Genomic DNA, 20,830 nt, shown 5'->3' on the forward strand with positions numbered 1-20,830 from the left:
CGGGTTGCCGCCGACTCAGCCGCCCACGGGGGTGTTCGGAAGATGCGGGGCCTGCAAGCGAGGCGTGCCATTGCGCAGAACGCCGCCCACGGTGAAGAAGGAACCAAAGACCACGATTCTATCAGTGGGGTTCGCAGCAGCCACGGCGGCCTGCAGCGCCGCCTCAGGGTCGGCGAAGGTGGCGGCACTCACGTCGGTGCGCTTGTTCTGGGCCTGCCAGGCGGCCTGCACATCGACAGCCGCTGCGGCGCGTGGCGTGGGCAGGTCGGTGAAGTACCAGTGCTCGACCAGCGGGCCCATGCGCGCGAGGATGGGCGCCAATTCCTTGTCTGCCATCACGCCGAAAACGGCGTGGGTGCGCGGGTAGAAGCCCATGGCGTCCAGGTTCTCGGCCAGCGCCGCCACCGAATGCGGGTTGTGCGCGACGTCCAGCACCAGCACCGGCTGGCCCGGCACGATCTGGAAGCGCCCGGGCAGCTCCACCGTGGCCAGGCCGTTGCGCACGGCCTGCGCGGTCACGGGCAGCACGGGGCGCAGGGCCTCCAGCGCCGCCAGCACGCCTGCCGCGTTGACCAGCTGGTTGGCCCCGCGCAGCGCCGGGTAGGCCAGGCCGGCATAGCGGCGCCCGCGCCCCTGCCAGTTCCATTGCTGCTTGTCGCCGCCGGCATGGAAGTCGCGGCCCGGCAGCCAGAGGTCGGCGCCCAGCCGCTCGGCCGTGGCCTGCAGGCTCGCCGGCGGCATGGGGTCGCTCACGATGGCGGGCTTGCCCGCGCGCATGATGCCGGCCTTCTCGGCGCCGATGGCCTCGCGGTCGTGGCCCAGCCAGTCCATGTGGTCCAGGTCGATGCTGGTGATCACGGCGCAGTCGGTGTCGATGATGTTCACGGCGTCCAGGCGCCCGCCCAGGCCGACTTCGAGCACCGCCACGTCCAGCCGCGCCGCGGCCATGCAGGCCAGGATGGCCAGCGTGGTGAATTCGAAGTAGGTCAGCGGGATCTCGGCGCGCGCCTGTTCCACGGCCTCGAAATGCGGCAGCAGCACCTCGGCACGCACGGCCTCGCCCTGCAGCCGCAGGCGCTCTTCGAAGTGCACCAGGTGCGGCGAGGTGAACACGCCCGTGCGGTAGCCGGCATGGCCCAGGATGGCCTCCAGCATGGCGCAGGTCGAGCCCTTGCCGTTGGTGCCCGCCACGGTGAAGACGGGGCAATCGAAGCGCAGCCCCATGCGCTGGGCCACGGCCTGGCAGCGTGCCAGACCGAGCTCGATGGATTGGGGATGCGTTTGCTCGACGTAGGCGAGCCAGTCAGCCAGGGTTTTCATGGAGCCGGGCATTGTCGCGCAGCGCGCGCTCGCGCATGATCGCGCCCCATGATCAAGCTCTACGGCATTCCGAACTGCGACACCGTCAAACGCGCGCGCACCTGGCTGGACACCCAGCAACTGGGCTACCAGTTCCACGATTTCAAGAAGCAGGGCGTGCCCGAAGCCGCGCTGGACCACTGGCTGGCCGGCCCCGGCTGGGAAGCGCTGGTCAACCGCCGCGGCACCACCTGGCGCCAGCTGGAGGCCGCCGAGCGCGAGGGCGTGGTCGATGCGGCTTCGGCCCGTGCGGCGCTGATCGCGCATCCGAGCCTGATCAAGCGGCCCGTGGTCGAGTGGCAGGACGGCGCCATCACCGTGGGCTTTGACGAGCAGGCCTGGCGCAACCGGGCCGCAGCAGGCTGAATGCATGGGCCGGTTGAACTCCGGCCCCATCGCGGCGTCCAATGGGCTCGGGCCGTCCGAAGCGCCGGCCGCAAGGAGAGTTTCACCATGACACATGGCATCCTGACCGGCCGCGCTCTGGGCGCGGCAACCCTGGGCACCGCCCTGCTGCTGGGCGCCTCCGGCGTGCTGGCGCAAGGCGGCACGGCGCAGGCCCGTGTGCTGTCCAGCACCCCGCTGACCGAACAGGGCCAGGTGAGCGGCTATTCGGTCGAGTACGAATACGACGGCCAACGCTACACCACGCGCACACAGCAGCCGCCCGGCGCCACCCTGCCGGTGCAGGTCACCTCGATGGGCGTGAGCACCTACCCGGTGGCGCCGCAGGCCACACCATCGGCCCGGCCGCTGGATGAGCAGCCCGGCGTCTACGGCACCGCACCTGCCCCGGGCGCACCGGCCTGGGCCCATGTGCAGCCGCAGCCCGGCGTGGTGCTGTCGGCGGGCGAGGCGCCGCAAGCGGCCTACCCGGCTCCGGCGGTGAGCTACTACCCTGCGCCGCCACCGGTGGTCTACGGTGCCCCGGTCTACGGTACCCCGGTCTACGCCTACCCGCAGGCCCAGCCCTGGGTCTACCCGCCGGTGAACCTGTCTTTCAACCTGGGCTATTCGCGCGGCTGGGGCGGCCATGGCTACCGCGGCCGACATGGCTACTACGGGCGTGGCTGGCGCTGAGGCTCTGCCTAGAATCCGCCCTCCTCTGAACCCCTTCGCTTCATTCTCGCCATGACCACCCTCACCCTGGACAACGTCAGCGTCTCCACCAAGGCCAATGTGTATTTCGATGGCAAGTGCGTCTCGCACAGCCTGGTGCTGGCCGATGGCCGCAAATGCAGCGTGGGCGTGATCATGCCCGGCACCCTGAGCTTCGGCACGGCCGCGGCCGAGATCATGGAATGCAGCAGCGGCGCCTGCGAATACCGCCTGGCCGGCACCGAGGAATGGGTGCGTTCGGCCGCGGGCGAGCAGTTCAGCGTGCCCGCCAACTCCAAGTTCGACATCCGCGTGACGGGTGAGCCCTACTCGTACATCTGCCACTACGCGTAAGGCGTCCTCAAGCGGCGCCCGCACAAGGGCGCCACACATGAAAAAACCGGCTCGATGCCGGTTTTGTTTTTTGGGATGCGGCGTTGCCGCTCAGTCGCCGCCACCGCCGCCGCAACCACCCCCGCCGCAGCCGCCGCCATCACTGCCGCTGCTGCTGTCGCTGCCGCCGTGGCTGCTGCCATGCCCGTCCGAAGACGACGAAGGCCCATCGCTGCCGCCCAGGCCCTGCGCATCGCCAGGGCCGCTGGCGCCGTCGGAGAAGTGGCTGCCGCAATGCGAGTTGGACTGCGCAGCGCGTTCGATGCTGCCGCAATCGGCCTGGTACATGAAGCCGCCCGCCACGGCGAACTTGGCATCGAGCGCGAACAGCAGCGGCAGGCGCGAAGGCTTGCGCGGATCGATGCTTTCCTCCTTGCAGGCCCAGTACCAGCTGCGGCGCAGGCCGTCGTTGCGCCGCGCGTCGCGGCCCAGTACCTCGGCCGGCGTGTGGTGCAGCATGCCGCCGAAGGCCGCCTCGCACCAGCGCTGGTAGCCCTGGGTGTGCAGGATGTACTGGTGCCAGGCCTCGTCCACCACCCTGGAGGGCATGGCCACGAAGCGGCGCCCGCTGCGCAGGTGGGCCATGAAGAACTGGCGCAGGCCGCGCAGCACCAGCTCGGCGTCGCGCGTGGAGAGCTGCGGATAGGTCTCGCGCAGCTTGCCGATCAGAAAGGGCGGCAGGCTCGCTTCGCGGATGAACAGGCGCCGCAGGCTGGCCTCCCAGGCGCGCAGTGCGGCATGCAGGGCCACGCCGGCCAGCAGCAGCGGCACCGCGGCCCAGAACGAATCCCGGCCCACGATCAGCGCGGCCACCAGCAACAGTGGCCACAGCAGCCGCTGCGCGCCCACCACGGCGGCAATGCGGCGCCTGAAGTTCAGTTCGGGCCAGTGCAGGCCCTGGACCTTGAGCCGGCTCAAACCACCACCGGCTCGGGCTCCAGCCGGATGCCGAAGCGCTCGTACACGCTGGTCTGGATGGCCTTGGCCAGGGTCATCACCTCGCCGCCCGTGGCCGGGTGCGCGGCGCCGCCGCGATTGACCAGCACCAGCGCCTGCCGTTCATACACGCCCGCATTGCCCATGCTCTTGCCCTTCCAGCCGCAGGCATCGATGAGCCAGCCGGCCGCCAGCTTGATGCTGCCGTCGGGCAGCGGGTAGTGAACCACCTTCGGGTCGCGCGCGATGATGTCGGCGCACTGCTCGGGCGTGACGGTGGGGTTCTTGAAGAAGCTGCCGGCATTGCCCAGCACGCGCCAGTCGGGCAGCTTGGCCTGGCGGATGGCGCAGACCCAGTCGAAGATCTGGCGCGGCGAAGGGTCGCGCACGCCGGCCTCCTCCATCTTGCGCTCCAGGTCCAGGTAGCCCAGCACCGGCTTCCAGGGCCTGGGCAGCCGCAGGCGCACCCGGGTGATGAGCGCGCGACCGGCCAGCCCGAAATCGTTAGTGCCGCGGCCCACGTGCTTGAACACCGAGTCGCGGTAGCCGAAGGCGCATTGCGCGGCATCGAGCGTGAAGGCCTGGCCCGTGACGAGGTCGATGCCGTCCAGCGATTCGAAGCGGTCCTGCAGCTCGACGCCGTAGGCGCCGATGTTCTGCACCGGCGCACCGCCCACGGTGCCGGGGATCAGCGCCATGTTCTCCAGGCCCGGCCAGCCCTGGTCCATGAGCCAGGCCACGGTGTCATGCCACAGCTCGCCGGCGCCCACCTCCACGATCCAGGCGCGCGGCGTCTCCTCGACCAGCCGGCGCCCCATGATCTCCACCTTCAGCACCAGTGGCTTGATGTCGCCGGTGATCACCACGTTGCTGCCGCCACCGAGCACGAATTTGGGCACGTCGCGCCAGCGCGCGTCGGCCAGCAGCGCCCGCACATCGGCCTCGCTGCGCACGCGCAGCAGATGCTGCGCACGGGCCACGATGCCAAAGCTGTTGTGCGCTTGCAGGGGGACGTTGGGCTCCACGATCATGGGAGAATTCTCGCATCCGTCCCGTCCCATTCGTCAGCGGCGGGCGCATTGCAGGAGAGACCCATGCCTTCATTCGACACCGTCTGCGAACCCGACCTGGTCGAGGTGCGCAACGCCGTCGACAACACCGCCAAGGAAATCGGCACGCGCTTCGATTTCAAGGGCACCGCGGCCGCCATCGAGCTCAAGGACAAGGAGATCACGCTGATCGGCGATGCCGAGTTCCAGCTGGTGCAGGTCGAGGACATCCTTCGCAACAAAATGACCAAGCGCAGCGTGGACGTGCGCTTCCTCGACAAGGGCGACATCACCAAGATCGGCGGCGACAAGGTCAAGCAGGTGATCAAGGTCAAGAACGGCATCGAGTCCGAAACCGCCAAGAAGATCCAGCGCCTGATCAAGGACAGCAAGCTCAAGGTGCAGGCCGCCATCCAGGGCGACGCCGTGCGCGTGACCGGCGCCAAGCGCGACGACCTGCAGGCCGCGATGGCGCTGATCCGGAAGGACGTGGCGGATCTGCCCCTGTCCTTCAACAATTTCAGAGACTGAGCCCGACCCATGCGCCGCGCGCTTCTTGCCTGGGTGCTCCTCGGCCTGCTGGCCGGGCCGGGGGTGGCGCAAGCCCAGTCCGTGATGCTCACGGGCAGCATCGGCAATCGCGCGATTCTGATCATCGACGGCGCTGCGCCGCGCACCTTGGCGCCGGGCCAGACGGTGCAGGGCGTCAGGCTGATCGGCATGCAGGGCGACGAGGCCGTGATCGAGGCCGGCGGGCGGCGCAGTACGCTGCGCATGGACTCGGTGGTGAGCGTGGGCGGCTCGGGTGGCGGCGGCGCCAATGGCAGCCGCATCGTGCTCACGGCCGACAGCCGCGGCCACTTCCTCACCCAGGGCAGCATCAACGGCCGCTCGGTCAACTTCATGCTCGACACCGGCGCCACCAGCATCGCCATGTCGGCCGCCGACGCGCAGCGCATCGGCCTGGATGCCAGCAAGGGCCAGCCGGTGCAGATGCGCACGGCCAATGGCATCACCCAGGGTTATCGCGTGCGGCTGAATTCGGTGCGCGTGGGTGATGTCGAGGTGTTCGACGTCGAAGGCATCGTGTCGCCCCAGCCCATGCCTTTTGTGCTGCTGGGCAACAGCTTCATCAACCGCTTCTCGATGCGGCGCGACGCCGAGCAGATGGTGCTCGAGCGGCGCTTCTGAGGCGCCCTCAAAGCCATTGCCTGCTGCTCAAGCCTGGGCAGCGGTCACCACGATCTCGATCTTCCAGGCCGCATTGGCCAGCGCCGCCTGCACGGTGGCGCGCGGCGGCGTGTGGCCGGCGGGGATCCACGCGTCCCACACCTCGTTCATCCCCGCGATGTCCCGGATGTCGGTCAGGAAGATCTGGGCCATCAGGATGCGGCTCTTGTCGCTGCCCGCTTCGGCCAGCAGGCGCTCCACCATGGCCAGCACCTGGGCGGTCTGGCCACGGATGTCCTGCGTGGGGTCGTCAGGCACCTGGCCCGCAAGGTAGACGGTGCCGTTGTGCACGGCACTCTCGGACAGGCGCGGGCCCACATGGAAACGGGTGATCTGAGGCATGGGAAAAAGCTCCTTGGCTTGGTGGATGCGCCCGCATGCGGCGGCGCGTCAGTCCTTCTTTTTCTTGGCGCCCAACTTGGACTCCTGACCCGCCATCAGGCGGCGGATGTTCTCGCGGTGGCGCCACACCAGCAGCGCACTCATCGCCAGCACCGACACCATCACCAGCCGCAGGAAGGGCCAGGCGATCTGCGCACCCAGCAGGTAGTAGGCCGGTGCAAAGAAGGCGGCCACCAGCGAGGCCAGCGAGGAATAGCGGAAGAAGAAGGCAATGATCAGCCAGGTGGTGCCGGTGGCCAGGCCCAGCAGCCAGTCGATGCCCACCAGCGCGCCCGCGGCCGTGGCCACGCCCTTGCCGCCCTGGAAGCCGAAGAACACGGGGTAGAGATGCCCGAGGAAGGCCGCCAGGCCGGCCAGCGCCGCCACGCCCGGCCCCAGGCCCCAGCGCGCGCCATAGTGGTCGATCAGGAACACGGGCAGCCAGCCCTTGAGCGCGTCCAGCAGCAAGGTGGCCAGCGCCGCGCCCTTGCGGCCCGAACGCAGCACGTTGGTGGCGCCGGGGTTGCCGCTGCCATAGTTGCGTGGGTCGTCCATGCCCAGCGCGCGGCTGACGATGACGGCAAAGGACAGCGAGCCCAGCAGGTAGCTGGCCACGACGGCGATCAGGGCGTAAAGATGGGCACTCAAGACAGACTCCGGCGCGCCCTGGACGGGCCCGTGTGCAAGAAGGGCGTCATTCTGCCAGCGCGCACTGCACGGGCCGGGCGCCCAGCAGCTGCACGCACAGTTGCGGGTCAATGCCCACCAGGTAGCCGCGCCGCCCACCGTTGATGAGGATGCGGGGCAGATCGAGGATGGTCGATTCGATGAACACCGGCATCTCGCGCCGCGTGCCAAAAGGCGAGGTGCCGCCCACCTGGTAGCCCGAATGGCGCTGCGCCACCTCAGGCTTGCAGGGCTCCACCGATTTGGCGCCGATCTGCCGCGCAAGGTTCTTGGTCGACACCGTGCGGTTGCCGTGCATCAGCACGATCAGCGGCTTGGCGTCCTGGTCCTGCATCACCAGCGTCTTGACGACGGCGAAGGGGTCATGCCCCAGCACAGCCGCGCTGTGCTGCGCACCGCCGTGCTCCAGGTACTCGTAGGGATGCTCGCTAAACACCGCCTTCGCCGCGCGCAGCACGGCGGTGGCGGGCGTCTCGCTCACATGCGCTTTGTCTTTCTTGGCCATAGCGGCGGCATTCTGCCGCGCGCGGGCCGCGTGCTCACGCCGCCGGGTCGCGCAGCTCCCACCGGATCCTGTCGATCCCCGCCAGCAGCTCGGGCGAGAGCGTGGTGCCCCAGGCGTCGAGGTCTTCGTCCAGTTGCGCGACGGAGGTCACGCCGATGATGGTGCTGGCCACCTGCCACTTGGTGTAGCAGAAGGCCAGCGCCAGCTGGGCGGGCGTGAGGCCGTGCTCGCGCGCGAGCTTGTTGTAGCGGCGCGCGGCCGTGAGCGCGTCCTCGCGGCCCCAGCGCTGCTTGCGCACCGATTCATAGCTGGCGATGCGCGCACCCCTGGGTGCGTCGGGGCCGGTGGTGCCGCCCAGGTCGTACTTGCCCGTGAGCAGGCCAAAGGCCAGCGGCGAATAGGCCAGCAGCGACACATCGAGGCGGTGCATGGTCTCGTCCAGGCCGTTTTCCAGCGCGCGGCTGATCAGGCAGTAGACGTTCTGCACGGTGGCCACGCGCGGCAGGTCGTGCTGCTCGGCCAGGCGCACGAACTCGTGCACGCCATAGGGCGTCTCGTTTGAAAGACCGATGTAGCGCACCTTGCCGGCCTTCACCAGGCCGCCCAGCGCCTCGAGCTGCTCGTGGATCGAGGTCTGGCTGCGCTCCTGCTTCGGGTCGTAGTAGATGTTGCCGAAGGCCGGCACGTGGCGCTCGGGCCAGTGGATCTGGTAGAGGTCGATCACATCGGTCTGCAGGCGCTTGAGGCTGGCCTCGCAGGAAGCCACGATGTCGGCCGCCGTCATGCCCGCGCCTTCGCGCACCCAGGGCATGCCGCGCGAGGGGCCGGCCACCTTGGTGGCCAGGGTCAGCTTCTGGCGCGCGCCCGGGTTCCTGGCGAACCAGTTGCCGATGATGGTTTCGGTGGCACCAAAGGTTTCCTGGCGCGCGGGCACGGCGTACATCTCGGCCGTGTCGATGAAGTCCACGCCGCGCTCTTGGGAACGGCTGAGGATGGCGTGCGCGGTCGGCTCGTCGACCTGCTCGCCGAAGGTCATGGTGCCCAGGCAGATGGGGGTGACGCGCAGCTCGCTGCGCCCGAGGGTGACTTGAGGCAAATTCATGGCGGCGATGCTATCGCCGCCCGCGCGCGGCTGCTGGCGCGGTGTCTTGTGCAGGACGGGCCGCGCGGCCCGGGCTTTCTATGATCCACGCGCCATCCCCAACGGCCATTCCCCAAAGCGCCCTGCCCCATGTACCAGCCACGCCGCCTGTCCCGCTCCGAATCCGTCCCCGTGCGCACGCTGGACTACCACGTGCGGCTGTGGGGCCAGCCCTCGCCCGGGCGCGCGCCGCTGGTGCTGCTGCATGGCTGGATGGACGTGAGCGCCTCCTGGCAGTTCGTGATCGACGCGATGGCCGAAGAACGTTTCGTCATCGCGCCCGACTGGCGCGGCTTCGGCCTGACGGCGGGTGCCCCCGGCGATGGCCGGGTCGACAACTACTGGCTGCCCGACTACCTGGCCGACCTGGACTGGCTGCTGGACCACTACACGGGCGAGCAGCCCGTCGACCTGGTGGGCCACAGCATGGGCGGCAACGTGGCCATGCACTACGGCGGCGTGCGGCCGCAGCGCGTGCGCCGGCTGGTCAACCTGGAGGGCTTCGGCATGCCGGCCTTCCGGCCGGACGAGGCGCCCGGGCGCTACGCGCGCTGGATCGACGAGCTCAAGCGCCTGCACAAGGGCGAGATGAGCCTGTCGAGCTACCCGGGGCCCGAGGGCGTGGCGCGCCGGCTGATGAAGACCAACCCGCGCCTGGACGAGCACAAGGCGCAGTGGCTGGCCCGCCAGTGGGCCCGCGAGGGCCAGGACGCGCAGGGCCAGCCGCGCTGGGAGATCCTGGGCGATCCGGCGCACAAGATCGTGAACGCGCACCTGTTCCGGGTCGACGAGATGCTCGCGCTGTACGCCGCCATCACCGCGCCCGTGCTGGCCGTGGAAGCCAGCGACGACAGCCTGGGCGGCTGGTGGGGCAAGCGCTACGGCCTGGACGAATACCACCAGCGGCTGAAGTCGGTGCGCGAAGTCCGCATCGCGCAGGTGCCGGAGGCCGGCCACATGCTGCACCACGACCAGCCCGCGCGCGTGGCCACGCTGATCGAAGCGTTTTTGCAGGCCGACTGAAGCGCTGCGCAAGGGCCGGGCGCAGCAAGCGCTCACCCTGGCAGGTTTGCGGCGCGGTGGGCCGGCACGCGGCGGCCCGAGTCGGGCATCTCTCTGACAGTCACAAATTGTGAACTGAGGCAGAGTGCGGCGGTTTTGCCCACGTTCCTCTGCCACCATGCCCCAAGCGCCCAGCGCCACTGCCATCGCCCCCCAGGACTTCCGCCGCCTGCTGGCGCGCAACGTCAAGCTGCCGCTGCTGCTGGGCCTGGCCGGCGCACTGGTGTTCGTGGGCCTGATCTTCTATCTGCTGTCGGTGATCAGCTGGGTCGAGCACACCGACCGCGTCACCCGCGATTCGATCGAGGCGCAGCGTGAGCAGGCCGAGATGCAGTCGGCCGTGCGCGGCTTCCTGCTCACCGGCGATGACAGCTTCCTGCAACCCTTCGACGCTTCCGAACGCCGGGCCCAGGCGCTGCTGGCCGAGCTGCCGGCCCGCGTGGCCGACAACCCGCCCCAGGTCAGCCGCGCCACGGCGCTGATCGAGCTGCAAAAGCGCTGGTCCGAGTACGCACGCGACGTGATCGAGCGCCGCCGCGCCGGCGAGGCGCTCGAAACCGTGCTGCAGACCGGCCGCGGCAAGCAGCTGGCCGATGAGATCCGCACCGTCTCCGGCACCTTCCTGCAGGCCGAACAGGCCTTGCGCGAAACGCGCAACGCCCAGGCCAACCGCACGGCGCTGATCGTGGTGATTGGCTACCTGGTGGTCTGCCTGTCCATCAGCGCCGTGCTGGCCCTGTGGGGCCGCCGCCAGCTGCTGGGCCTGTCGCAGGCCTACGACCAGACGCTGTCCGAACACCTGGCCCAGTCCGACCTGCTGCGCGAGCAGGCCTGGCTGCGCGGCGCGCAGACCGAGCTGGCCAGCCAGACCGTGGGCCAGCTCTCTGCGCACGACCTGGGCGAGCGCGTGCTGCGCTTCTTTGCAACGCATGCGGGCAGCGTGATCGGCGCGGCCTACGTCAGCGAGGCCCAGGGCACGCTGCGGCGCGTGGCCACCTATGGCTACTCGCGCGAGGCCGAGGCCCTGCCCCACTTCGTGCAGCCCGGCGAGGGGCTGGTGGGCCAGGCCGCGGCGCAGGGCAGGCTGCTGCAGCTCTCACCCGTGCCCGAAGGCTATGTGCGCGTCAACTCCGGCCTGGGCGAGGCCAGCCCGCACACCTTGCTGCTGCTGCCCATCGCGCATGAAGGCGAAGTCAATGGTGTGATCGAGCTGGGCCTGCTGGCCGAGCCGGGCCCGCAGGTGCTGGCGCTCCTTCACAGCGTGGCCGAAGACGCCGGCAGTTCCATGGCCGCCGCGCGTTATCGCGAACGGCTGCAGAACGTGCTGGCCCAGACGCAGCAGCTCAACGAGGAGCTGCAGGTGCAGCAGGAGGAGCTGCGCACCGCCAACGAGGAACTGGAAGAGCAGTCGCGCGCGCTGAAGGAATCGCAGGTCCACCTGGAAAACCAGCAGGCCGAGCTGGAGCAGACCAACAGCCAGCTGGCCGAGCGCACCGAGCAGCTGGACCAGCGCAACCTGCTGCTGCGCCGCGCGCAGCAGGACCTGGAGCAGCGCGCCGACGACCTGCAGCGCGCCAGCCGCTACAAGTCGGAATTCCTGGCCAACATGTCGCACGAGCTGCGCACGCCGCTCAACAGCTCGCTGATCCTGTCCAAGCTGCTGGCCGACAACCCGCAGGGCAACTTGAGCCAGGAGCAGGTCAAGTTCGCGCAGTCCATCTATTCCTCGGGCAACGACCTGCTGGTGCTGATCAACGACGTGCTGGACATCGCCAAGGTCGAAGCCGGCCGGCTCGACGTGCATGCCGAGCATGTGCCGGTGCCGCGGCTGCTCGAGAGCCTGCGTGCCACGTTCGCGCCACTGGCGCAGCAGAAGTCGCTGGCGCTGAGCATCGAGGTGGCGCCCGACGCGCCGGCGCAGTTGGTCTCGGACCGCCAGCGCCTGGAGCAGATCCTCAAGAACCTGATGTCCAACGCCATCAAGTTCACCGACCACGGCCGCGTGGCGCTGTCGGTGGCGCGCGAAGGCGACGGGCTGCGCTTCGACGTCAGCGACTCGGGCATCGGCATCGCGCCCGACCAGCAGCAGCTGATCTTCGAGGCCTTCCACCAGGCCGACGGCACCACCAGCCGCAAGTACGGCGGCACCGGGCTGGGGCTGTCGATCTCGCGCGACCTGGCCGCGCTGCTGGGCGGCACGCTGCAGGTGCGCAGCACGCCGGGCCAGGGCAGCACCTTCACGCTCACGCTGCCGCACGATCTGGCCCAGCCGCTGCCCGAGGCGCTGCGCGCGCAGCCGCCGGGCCTGCGCGCCAGTGCGGCGCTGGCGCCCCCGGCGCAGCACGCGCCGGCCGTGGCCGCGCCCGTGGCCAGTGCGCCGGCCGCCGCCGCGCCGCAGCCCACCTTCGACGACGACCGCGACCAGCCCGCGGGCGAGCGGCGGCGTGTGCTGGTGATCGAGGACGAGCCGCAGTTCGCGCGCATCCTGTACGACCTGGCGCACGAATACGGCTGGCACTGCACGGTGGCCCACGGCGCACACGAAGGCTTCGCGCTGGCCCGGCAACTGCAGCCCCAGGCCATCCTGCTGGACATGCGGCTGCCCGACAGCCCGGGCCTGTCGGTGCTGCAGCAGCTCAAGGACGATGCGCACACGCGCCACATCCCCGTGCACGTGGTCTCGGCCCAGGACCAGGCCGAAGCCGCGCTGCACCTGGGTGCCGTGGGCTATGCGCTCAAGCCCACCACGCGCGAACAGCTGCAGGCCGTGTTCACGCGCCTGGACGCCAAGCTCTCGCAGACCGTCAAGCAGGTGCTGCTGGTGGAAGACGACGACCTGCAGCGCGACAGCGTGGTGCAGCTGATCGCGGACGAGGACGTGCGGATCACGGCCGTGGCCACCGGCGAAGAGGCGCTGGCGCTGCTGCGCGAGCGCGTGTTCGACTGCATGATCACCGACCTGCGCCTGCCCGACATGCAGGGCGGCGAGCTGCTGCAGCGCATGTCGGGCGAAGAGATCTGCTCCTTCCCGCCCGTCATCGTCTACACCGGCCGCAACCTCACGCGCGAGGAAGAGGCCGAGCTGATGCGCTACTCGCGCTCCATCATCATCAAGGGCGCGCGCTCGCCCGAGCGGCTGCTGGACGAGGTGACGCTGTTCCTGCACAAGGTGGAGGCGCAGCTGTCGAGCGAACGCCAGAGCATGCTGCGCAGCGCGCGCGGGCGCGACCGGGTCTTCGAGGGCCGGCGCATCCTGCTGGTGGATGACGACGTGCGCAACATCTTCGCGCTCACCAGCGCGCTGGAGCAGCGCGGCGCCATGATCGAAGTGGCGCGCAACGGCCGCGAGGCGCTGGACAAACTCGATGCCGTGCCCGACATCGACCTGGTGCTGATGGACGTGATGATGCCGGAGATGGACGGCCTGGAGGCCACGCGCCGGCTGCGCCAGGACAGGCGCTTCACCAAGCTGCCCGTCATCACCGTCACGGCCAAGGCCATGAAGGACGACCAGGAGCAGTGCCTGGCCGCCGGCGCCAGCGACTACCTGGCCAAGCCCATCGACCTGGACCGCCTGTTCTCGCTGCTGCGCGTGTGGATGCCGCACATGGAGCGCCTGTGAACGACGCCCCGCAACAGGACGGAGCGGCCGCGCCGGGCCCGCGCGCGCAACCCGCAGCGCCGCCACCCAGCGCCGGCGACATCGAGCTGCGCCTGCTGATGGAAGCCATCTACCTGCGCTACAACCACGACTTCCGCGACTACACGGGCGCCTCGCAGAAGCGCCGCGTGGCGCATGCGCTCACGCAGATGGGCTTTCGCAGCATCTCGGCGCTGCAGGAGCAGGTGCTGCGCGAGCCGGACGTGTTCGCGCGGCTGCTGCAGTACCTGACGGTGCCGGTCAGCGAGATGTTCCGCGACCCCTCCTACTTCCTGGCGCTGCGCGAGCACGTGCTGCCGGTGCTGCAGACCTACCCCTCGATCAAGGTCTGGGTGGCCGGCTGCAGCACGGGCGAGGAGGTGTATTCGCTGGCCATCCTGCTGCGCGAGGAAGGTCTGCTGGAGCGGGCCCTGATCTATGCCACCGACATCAACCCCGAGTCGCTGGAAAAGGCACGCCAGGGCATCTTCTCGGCCGAGGCGGTGCGCCAGTACACCACCAACTACCAGCGCGCGGGCGGACGCCGCGCCTTCTCCGACTACTACACGGCCGCCTATGGCTCGGCCCGCTTCGACCCCTCGCTGCGCGCCAACGTGATCTTTGCCGACCACAGCCTGGCCACCGACAGCGTGTTCGCCGAAACGCACCTGGTCTCCTGCCGCAACGTGCTGATCTACTTCAACCGAAGGCTGCAGGACCGGGCCCTGGGCCTGTTCCTCGACTCGCTGTGCCACCGCGGCTTCCTGGGGCTGGGCTCCAAGGAGAGCATCGACTTCTCGGCCCATGGCGAGAACTTCGACGTGGTCGCGCGCGCCGACCGCATCTTCCGCAAGCGCCAATGAACGGGGTGCCTGCTCCCGCGCCGCTGCCAGCGGTCGACCTGGTCGCCATCGGCGCCTCGGCCGGCGGCATCGACGCGCTGATGCGCCTGTTCCACGACCTGCCGCAGCCCTGGCGGCTGCCGCTGGTGGCGGTGCTGCACCTGCCCGAGGGGCGCGACAGCCGGCTGGCCGAGATATTCGGTCGCCGCCTGGGCCTGCCGGTGCGCGAAGCGCAGGACAAGGCGCCCGTCGCGCCCGGCACCCTGCACTTCGCGCCGCCGGGCTACCACCTGTTCATTGAGCGCGAGCGCGTCTTCTCGCTCAGCTGCGAGCCGCCTGTGCTCTACTCGCGCCCCTCCATCGACCTGCTGATGGAAACCGCGGCCGATGCCTACGGCCCCCGACTGGCCGGCCTGCTGCTGACCGGCGCCAATGAAGACGGCGCGCGCGGTCTTGCGGCCATCGGCGCGGCGGGCGGCCTCACGGCCGTGCAGCGGCCCGACGACGCCGCCGTGCCGCAGATGCCCCAGGCCGCCCTCGACCTGCTGCGCCCGCGCGGCCCCGACCATGTGCTGCCCCTGCCCCGACTTCGCCAACTGCTGATGCAACTGGACTCCCTGCATGCCCCATAAGATCGAAAGCAAGTTGCTGCTGGTCGACGACCTCCACGAGAACCTGGTGGCGCTCGACGCGCTGGTGCGCGGCCCTCAGCGCACGGTCTTCCAGGCCGCCTCGGGCGAGGCTGCGCTGGCCATGATGCTGGAGCATGAGTTCGCGCTGGCGCTGGTGGACGTGCAGATGCCGGGCATGAACGGCTTCGAGCTGGCCGAGCTGATGCGCGGCACCGAGCGCACGCGCCAGATCCCCATCATCTTCGTCAGCGCCGCCGGCCGCGAGCTGAACTACGCCTTCAAGGGCTACGAAAGCGGCGCGGTGGACTTTCTGCAGAAGCCGCTGGACCCCCACGTGGTGCGCAGCAAGGTCAGCATCTTCGTGGAGCTGTACGCCAACCGGCGCGCGCTGATGCGCGAGGTGGAGCACCAGAGCGCGCTGGTGCACGAACTGGAAGCGGCCCGCCAGGAACTGGAGCGGGCGGTGCGCATGCGCGACGACTTCATGTCCATGGTCTCGCATGAGCTGCGCACGCCGCTGAACACCCTGCTGCTGGAAAGCCAGTTGCGCAAGCTGCACCTGGCGCGCGGCCACAGCGCCAGCTTCACGCCCCAGAAACTCCTGGAGATGGCCGAGCGCGACCAGCGGCAGATCCAGAGCATGGTGCGGCTGATCGACGACATGCTGGACGTCACGCGCCTTCGCAACGGCCGGCTGTCGATGAAGCCGCAGCCCTGCGACCTGGCGGTGCTGGCCGGCCGCGTGGTGGACACCCTGCGCCAGCAGGCCGAATCCGCAGGCGTGGCACTGAGCCTGGACGCGCCCGCGCCGGTGCACGGCGTGTGGGACGAGTTCCGGCTCGAGCAGGTGCTGACCAACCTGCTGACCAACGCGCTGCGCTATGGCGGCGGCGAACCCGTGCATGTGCAGGTGGACAGCATCGACGGCTTGGCCCGCATGCAGGTGCGCGACCGCGGCCAGGGCATCGCGCCCGAGGACCAGGCGCGCATCTTCGGCCAGTTCGAGCGCGCCCATGGCGACCGCAGCCCGGTGGCAGGGCTGGGCCTGGGCCTGTTCATCACGCGCGAGATCGTGCAGGCCCACGGCGGCCGCATCGAGGTGCAAAGCCAGCTCGGCGAAGGCTCGACCTTCACGGTGACGCTGCCGCGCGAAGCCCCGCCGCGCTGAGTGCTTCGGCGCGGCGCGGGGTGTACGATGGCGCCCGGCCGCAGCCCGCTGCGGCCAAAGGGAGGATGGCCAAAGCGGTCATCAGGAGAAAAAGCGCGGAGGCACGACGCATGAACTCGCAGCAAATCATCCAGGACCATGACCGCTGGCGCAAAGGCGCGGGCGGCGCGCCCGCCGGCCTGGTGGGCCAGGCCGACAGCCACGCCTACACCGGCCTGGACCTGAACGAGGCCCGGTTCGAAGGCAGCAGCTTTTCGGGCAGCACCTTTTCGGCCACCACCTTCGGGCAGGCCACCTGGAGCGGCTGCCACTTCACCGGCTGCACTTTCACGGGCTGCGACTTCCGCGCCATCGCCATCCAGGGCTGCACCTTCACCGAGTGCAACTTCGCCACCAGCATCTTCGACGAGGGCAGCTTCAACACCACGCAGTTCCTGCGCTGCCGCTGGGACGAACTGAGCTTCCACCACAGCCGCTGGGAACAGGTGCTGGTGCTCGACTGCACCGGCACCATCGTCAGGGGCGACACCCTGACCGGCGAGCATGTGGACTTCACCGGCAGCTACTTCGAGCACCTCGCGTTCAACAACGTCCGGATCAACAACTGAGGCAGGGCGGCGCCCCGCCTTGCGCCGCTGCACTCGCGCGCGGCGGATCATTCCCCTGACGCTGGGGGCCTGACGGCCCGCATGAGAAAATCCGCGCTTTTCCCCGCGCAGGGGAAGCCGCCTGCCGCGGGCCCGCCCTTGCGGCCCGCCCACCCCACCCACCGGAATACAGAGCATCACATGGACGCAGAACGCATCAACCAGATCGGCACCCTCCTGGAAGACCTGAGCACTCGCACGGTCGACCTCCGGAGGTATCTTTGACTACGATGCCAAAGCCGAACGCCTGAGAACCGTCAACGCCGGCCTTGAAGACCCGGCGGTCTGGAACGACCCCAAGAAGGCCCAGGAGCTGGGCAAGGAAAAGAAGGCCCTGGACGGCGTGGTGCTGGCCCTGGACCGCCTGACGGCCGAGCTGGCCGACAACACCGAGCTCTACGAGATGAGCAAGGAAGAAGGCGACGAGGCCGGCCTGCAGGCCATTGCCGACGACGCGGCCGAGCTGCAGAAGGAAATCGAGGCGCTCGAGTTCCGCCGCATGTTCAACAACCCGGCCGATCCGCTGAACTGCTTCATGGACATCCAGGCCGGCGCCGGCGGCACCGAGGCGCAGGACTGGGCCAGCATGCTGATGCGCCAGTACCTGAAGTACGCCGAGCGCAAGGGCTTCAAGACCACGGTCGAAGACGAGTCGCCCGGCGACACCGCCGGCATCAAGGGCGCCACGATCAAGATCGAGGGCGAGTATGCCTACGGCCTGCTGCGCACCGAAACCGGTGTGCACCGCCTGGTGCGCAAGTCGCCCTTCGATTCGTCCGGCGGGCGCCACACCAGCTTCGCCTCGATCTTCATCTACCCCGAGATCGACGACTCGATCGAGATCGAGATCAACCCGGCGGACGTACGCACCGACACCTACCGCGCCAGCGGCGCCGGCGGCCAGCACATCAACAAGACCGACTCGGCCGTGCGCCTGACGCACATCCCGACCGGCATCGTGGTGCAGTGCCAGGACGGCCGCAGCCAGCACAGCAACCGGGACGTGGCCTGGAAGCGCCTGCGCTCGCGCCTGTACGACCATGAGATGCGCAAGCGCCAGGAAGAGCAGCAGAAGCTGGAAGACTCCAAGACCGACGTGGGCTGGGGCCACCAGATCCGCAGCTACGTGCTGGACAACAGCCGCATCAAGGACCTGCGCACCAACGTCGAGATCTCGGCCACGCAGAAGGTGCTGGACGGCGACCTCGACGCCTTCATCGAAGCCTCGCTGAAGCAGGGCGTCTGAGGCGCAGCGCGCCGCGAAGCCCTCGCCCTGAACGAAACCTGCGGCCGGCACCCCCGGGTGCCCGGCCCTCTTCAACCGAATTGCCTGGAGACCGCCTGATGCTGCTCTCTCGTGACGCCCAGGGCCAGCCTGTGGCCATCCGCCGTGAGGACTACACCGCGCCCGCGTGGTGGATCGACACGGTGGACCTCACCTTCGACCTGGAGCCGGCCAAGACACGCGTGCTCAACAAGATGCAGGTGCGCCGCAACCCCGAGGTGCCGGCCGAGCCGCTGCGGCTGCACGGCGACGAACTGAATCTGGCGCGCGTGCTGGTCAACGGCCAGGGCGCGTCCTTCCGCATGGAAGGCAGCGAACTGGTGCTCGACGGGCTGCCCGACGCGTTCGCGCTGGAGATCTTCACCACCTGCTGCCCGGCCAAGAACACCAAGCTCATGGGCCTGTTCGTGAGCCAGGACACCTTCTTCACGCAATGCGAGGCCGAGGGCTTCCGCCGCATCACCTACTTCCTGGACCGGCCCGACGTGATGGCCAGCTACAGCGTGCTGCTGCGGGCCGACAAGGCGCAATACCCGGTGCTGCTGTCCAACGGCAACCTGGTGGAAGAAGGCGATCTGCCCGAGGGCCGCCATTTCACGCGCTGGGTCGACCCGTTCAAGAAGCCCAGCTACCTCTTTGCCCTGGTGGCGGGCAAGCTGGTTTCGCGCAGCCAGCGCATCAAGGCCCGCAACGGCCGCGAGCACCTGCTGCAGGTGTACGTACGCGCGGGCGATCTGGACAAGACCGAGCACGCCATGCGCTCGCTGGTGAACTCCATCGTCTGGGACGAGCTGCGCTTCGGCCTGCCGCTGGATCTGGACCGCTTCATGATCGTCGCCACCAGCGACTTCAACATGGGCGCGATGGAGAACAAGGGCCTGAACATCTTCAACACGAAGTACGTGCTGGCCAGCCAGGCGACGGCCACCGATGCCGACTTCGCCAACATCGAAAGCGTGGTCGGCCACGAGTACTTCCACAACTGGACCGGCGACCGCGTGACCTGCCGCGACTGGTTCCAGCTCTCGCTCAAGGAAGGGCTGACGGTCTTTCGCGACCAAGAATTCAGCATGGACCTGTGCGCCGAACCCTCGGCGCGGGCGGTCAAGCGCATCGAGGACGTGCGCGTGCTGCGCAGCGCCCAGTTCCCCGAGGACGCGGGCCCCATGGCCCACCCCGTGCGCCCCGACAGCTACATCGAGATCAGCAACTTCTACACCGTCACCATCTACGAAAAGGGTGCCGAGGTGGTGCGCATGATGCAGACGCTGGTGGGGCGCGCCGGCTTCACGCGCGGCATGCAGCTGTACTTCGACCGCCATGACGGCCAGGCCGTGACCTGCGACGACTTCGCGCAGGCCATCGCCGATGCGAACCCCGATTCGGAACTTGCACGCCTGCTGCCCCAGTTCAAGCGCTGGTACAGCCAGGCCGGCACGCCGCGCCTGGCCGCCACCGGCCAGTGGGACGCGCAGGCCGGCCGCTACACGCTGCAGCTGACGCAAAGCTGCCCGCCCACGCCGGGCCAGGAGCACAAGCAGCCCTTCGTCATTCCCGTCAACATCGGCCTGGTGGCCGCCGATGGCCGCGCCCTCGCGCTACAGCTCGAAGGCGAGCCTGCGCCGCAGGGCGAATCGCGCACGCTGGTGCTTTCGCAAGCCAGCGAACAGTTCGTGTTCACGGGCCTGAGCGCCGAGCCCGTGCCCTCGATCCTGCGCGGCTTCAGCGCCCCGGTGATCCTGGAATTCGACTTCAGCGACGCCCAGCTGCTCACGCTGCTCGCCCACGACGGCGACCCCTTCAACCGCTGGGAAGCGGCCCAGCGCCTGGGCCTGCGTGCCGCGCTGGCGGCCATCCGCGATCCGCAGCATGCCGCGGGCACGCCCGTGCTGTCTGCGCAGTTCCTCGACGCCATGCGCGAGGTGCTGCGCCATCCGCAGCTGGACGCCGCCTTCAAGGAACTGGTGCTGACGCTGCCCACCGAGGGCTACATCGCCGAGCAGCTCGACGTGGTGGACCCGCAGCGCGTGCACGCCGTGCGCGAAGCCATGCGCCTGCAGCTGGCCACGGCCCTGGCGGCCGACTGGCAATGGGCTTTCGAAGAGAACAGCGACACCGGTGCCTACAGCCCCGACCCGGCCTCGGCCGGCCGCCGCGCGCTGGCCGGCCTGGCGCTCACGCAGCTGTGCCTGGCCGCGCGCGAAAGCGGCGATCCGGTCTGGCCCGGCAAGACGCTGCAGCGCTTCAAGAATGCCGGCAACATGACCGACCGCGTCAATGCCCTGTCGGCGCTGGTCGTGGCGGGCCACCCGCTGGCGCAGCAGGCGCTGGCGCGCTTCCACGCGCTGTTCAAGGACGAAGCCCTGGTCATCGACAAGTGGTTCGCGCTGCAGGCCGGCGCGCCCGACCGCGGCGGCGACGTGCTGCCGCTGGTCAGGCAGCTCATGAAGCACCCGGACTTCTCCATCAAGAACCCGAACCGGGCGCGCAGCGTGATCTTCAGCTACTGCAGCGCCAACCCCGGCGCCTTCCACCGCCCCGACGCCGCTGGCTACGTGTGGTGGAGCGAGCGCGTGATCGAGCTGGACGCCATCAACCCGCAGGTGGCCGCCCGTCTGGCGCGCGCCATGGACCGCTGGAGCAAGCTGGCCGAGCCCTACCGCACGGCCGCACGCGAAGCCATCGCCCGCGTGGCCGCCAAGCCCGAGCTCAGCAAGGACACGCTGGAAGTCGTGACCCGAGCCCTGGCATCGAACTGATCCTCAAGTGAGAGAG

20 protein-coding genes are annotated in these 20,830 nt (G+C 69.3%); 13 read left to right on the forward strand and 7 right to left on the reverse strand.

The genetic code is table 11. The features are described from left to right. Window positions 1-15: 15 nt before the first annotated feature. Window positions 16-1,332, reverse strand: a complete 1,317-nt coding sequence (gene folC, locus PGB34_RS09405) for a bifunctional tetrahydrofolate synthase/dihydrofolate synthase (protein WP_271427821.1) — start codon at window positions 1,330-1,332, stop codon at window positions 16-18. Between the two features lie 36 nt (window positions 1,333-1,368). On the opposite strand from folC, the gene PGB34_RS09410 reads away from it, so the two are divergent. The 3 genes from PGB34_RS09410 to ppnP all read left to right on the forward strand — a co-directional run bounded on the left by PGB34_RS09410 (window position 1,369) and on the right by ppnP (window position 2,811). Continuing rightward, on the forward strand, window positions 1,369-1,725 hold the full coding sequence (locus PGB34_RS09410; protein ID WP_271427822.1) for an ArsC family reductase: 357 nt from the start codon (window positions 1,369-1,371) through the stop codon (window positions 1,723-1,725). A gap of 87 nt (window positions 1,726-1,812) precedes the next feature. Beyond that, window positions 1,813-2,439 carry a hypothetical protein gene (locus PGB34_RS09415; protein WP_271427823.1) on the forward strand — a complete coding sequence of 209 codons (627 nt, stop codon included), beginning with the start codon at window positions 1,813-1,815 and terminating at the stop codon, window positions 2,437-2,439. Between the two features lie 51 nt (window positions 2,440-2,490). Further along, the gene (gene ppnP / locus PGB34_RS09420) at window positions 2,491-2,811 is read left to right on the forward strand and encodes a pyrimidine/purine nucleoside phosphorylase (protein WP_271427824.1); all 321 of its coding nucleotides are present in this window, start codon (window positions 2,491-2,493) and stop codon (window positions 2,809-2,811) included. A gap of 90 nt (window positions 2,812-2,901) precedes the next feature. On the opposite strand, the gene PGB34_RS09425 is transcribed toward ppnP, so the two are convergent. Beyond that, on the reverse strand, window positions 2,902-3,768 hold the full coding sequence (locus PGB34_RS09425; protein ID WP_271427825.1) for a glycine-rich domain-containing protein: 867 nt from the start codon (window positions 3,766-3,768) through the stop codon (window positions 2,902-2,904). Continuing rightward, entirely contained in the window at window positions 3,765-4,817 is a 1,053-nt protein-coding gene (gene murB, locus PGB34_RS09430; protein WP_271427826.1) for a UDP-N-acetylmuramate dehydrogenase, read from the reverse strand. The genes PGB34_RS09425 and murB overlap by 4 nt, the downstream gene beginning before the upstream one ends. Window positions 4,818-4,880: 63 nt before the next feature. Between murB and PGB34_RS09435 the strand changes: the two genes are divergently transcribed. Both PGB34_RS09435 and PGB34_RS09440 read left to right on the forward strand, forming a co-directional pair. Continuing rightward, entirely contained in the window at window positions 4,881-5,366 is a 486-nt protein-coding gene (locus PGB34_RS09435) for a YajQ family cyclic di-GMP-binding protein (protein WP_271427827.1), read from the forward strand. A 9-nt stretch (window positions 5,367-5,375) separates the two neighbouring features. Continuing rightward, window positions 5,376-6,026 (forward strand): retropepsin-like aspartic protease family protein, encoded by a 651-nt coding sequence (locus tag PGB34_RS09440; RefSeq protein WP_271427828.1) that lies wholly within the window; start codon window positions 5,376-5,378, stop codon window positions 6,024-6,026. A gap of 27 nt (window positions 6,027-6,053) precedes the next feature. Here PGB34_RS09440 and PGB34_RS09445 read toward each other — a convergent pair whose 3' ends face one another. The 4 genes from PGB34_RS09445 to PGB34_RS09460 are packed head-to-tail and all read right to left on the reverse strand — an operon-like array spanning window position 6,054 to window position 8,740. Next, window positions 6,054-6,407 carry a RidA family protein gene (locus PGB34_RS09445; protein WP_271427829.1) on the reverse strand — a complete coding sequence of 118 codons (354 nt, stop codon included), beginning with the start codon at window positions 6,405-6,407 and terminating at the stop codon, window positions 6,054-6,056. Window positions 6,408-6,455: 48 nt separating this feature from the next. Continuing rightward, window positions 6,456-7,094 (reverse strand): glycerol-3-phosphate 1-O-acyltransferase PlsY, encoded by a 639-nt coding sequence (gene plsY, locus PGB34_RS09450; protein ID WP_271427830.1) that lies wholly within the window; start codon window positions 7,092-7,094, stop codon window positions 6,456-6,458. A gap of 46 nt (window positions 7,095-7,140) precedes the next feature. Further along, complete coding sequence (locus PGB34_RS09455; protein ID WP_271427831.1) at window positions 7,141-7,638, reverse strand: aminoacyl-tRNA deacylase; 498 nt, start codon at window positions 7,636-7,638, stop codon at window positions 7,141-7,143. A gap of 34 nt (window positions 7,639-7,672) precedes the next feature. Next, window positions 7,673-8,740, reverse strand: a complete 1,068-nt coding sequence (locus PGB34_RS09460) for an aldo/keto reductase (protein WP_408647858.1) — start codon at window positions 8,738-8,740, stop codon at window positions 7,673-7,675. A gap of 129 nt (window positions 8,741-8,869) precedes the next feature. On the opposite strand from PGB34_RS09460, the gene PGB34_RS09465 reads away from it, so the two are divergent. The 8 genes from PGB34_RS09465 (at window position 8,870) to pepN (ending at window position 20,814) form a co-directional block, all read left to right on the forward strand. Further along, a complete protein-coding gene (locus PGB34_RS09465; protein WP_271427832.1) occupies window positions 8,870-9,802 on the forward strand; it encodes an alpha/beta fold hydrolase in 933 nt (310 codons plus the stop codon). A 157-nt stretch (window positions 9,803-9,959) separates the two neighbouring features. Continuing rightward, complete coding sequence (locus PGB34_RS09470) at window positions 9,960-13,463, forward strand: response regulator (protein ID WP_271427833.1); 3,504 nt, start codon at window positions 9,960-9,962, stop codon at window positions 13,461-13,463. 80 nt (window positions 13,464-13,543) lie between these two features. Continuing rightward, complete coding sequence (locus PGB34_RS09475; RefSeq protein WP_271428252.1) at window positions 13,544-14,344, forward strand: CheR family methyltransferase; 801 nt, start codon at window positions 13,544-13,546, stop codon at window positions 14,342-14,344. After that, window positions 14,341-14,955: a chemotaxis protein CheB gene (locus PGB34_RS09480; protein ID WP_408647859.1), complete on the forward strand. Its 615-nt coding sequence runs from the start codon at window positions 14,341-14,343 to the stop codon at window positions 14,953-14,955. Before PGB34_RS09475 ends, PGB34_RS09480 begins: the two co-directional genes overlap by 4 nt. After that, entirely contained in the window at window positions 14,945-16,123 is a 1,179-nt protein-coding gene (locus PGB34_RS09485) for a hybrid sensor histidine kinase/response regulator (protein ID WP_271427835.1), read from the forward strand. The genes PGB34_RS09480 and PGB34_RS09485 overlap by 11 nt, the downstream gene beginning before the upstream one ends. 110 nt (window positions 16,124-16,233) lie before the next feature. Continuing rightward, entirely contained in the window at window positions 16,234-16,731 is a 498-nt protein-coding gene (locus tag PGB34_RS09490) for a pentapeptide repeat-containing protein (protein WP_271427836.1), read from the forward strand. Window positions 16,732-16,911: 180 nt separating this feature from the next. Continuing rightward, window positions 16,912-18,016 (forward strand): peptide chain release factor 2 gene (prfB, locus tag PGB34_RS09495; protein WP_271427837.1). Its coding sequence is split into 2 segments (ribosomal slippage): window positions 16,912-16,992 and window positions 16,994-18,016, totalling 1,104 coding nucleotides; the frame shifts between segments, so codons are not numbered across the junction. Window positions 18,017-18,114: 98 nt separating this feature from the next. Beyond that, on the forward strand, window positions 18,115-20,814 hold the full coding sequence (gene pepN, locus PGB34_RS09500) for an aminopeptidase N (RefSeq protein ID WP_271427838.1): 2,700 nt from the start codon (window positions 18,115-18,117) through the stop codon (window positions 20,812-20,814). Window positions 20,815-20,830 lie beyond the last annotated feature (16 nt).

The organism is Xenophilus arseniciresistens, assembly GCF_028023875.1.
GTDB classification, from domain to species: domain Bacteria; phylum Pseudomonadota; class Gammaproteobacteria; order Burkholderiales; family Burkholderiaceae_C; genus Xenophilus; species Xenophilus arseniciresistens.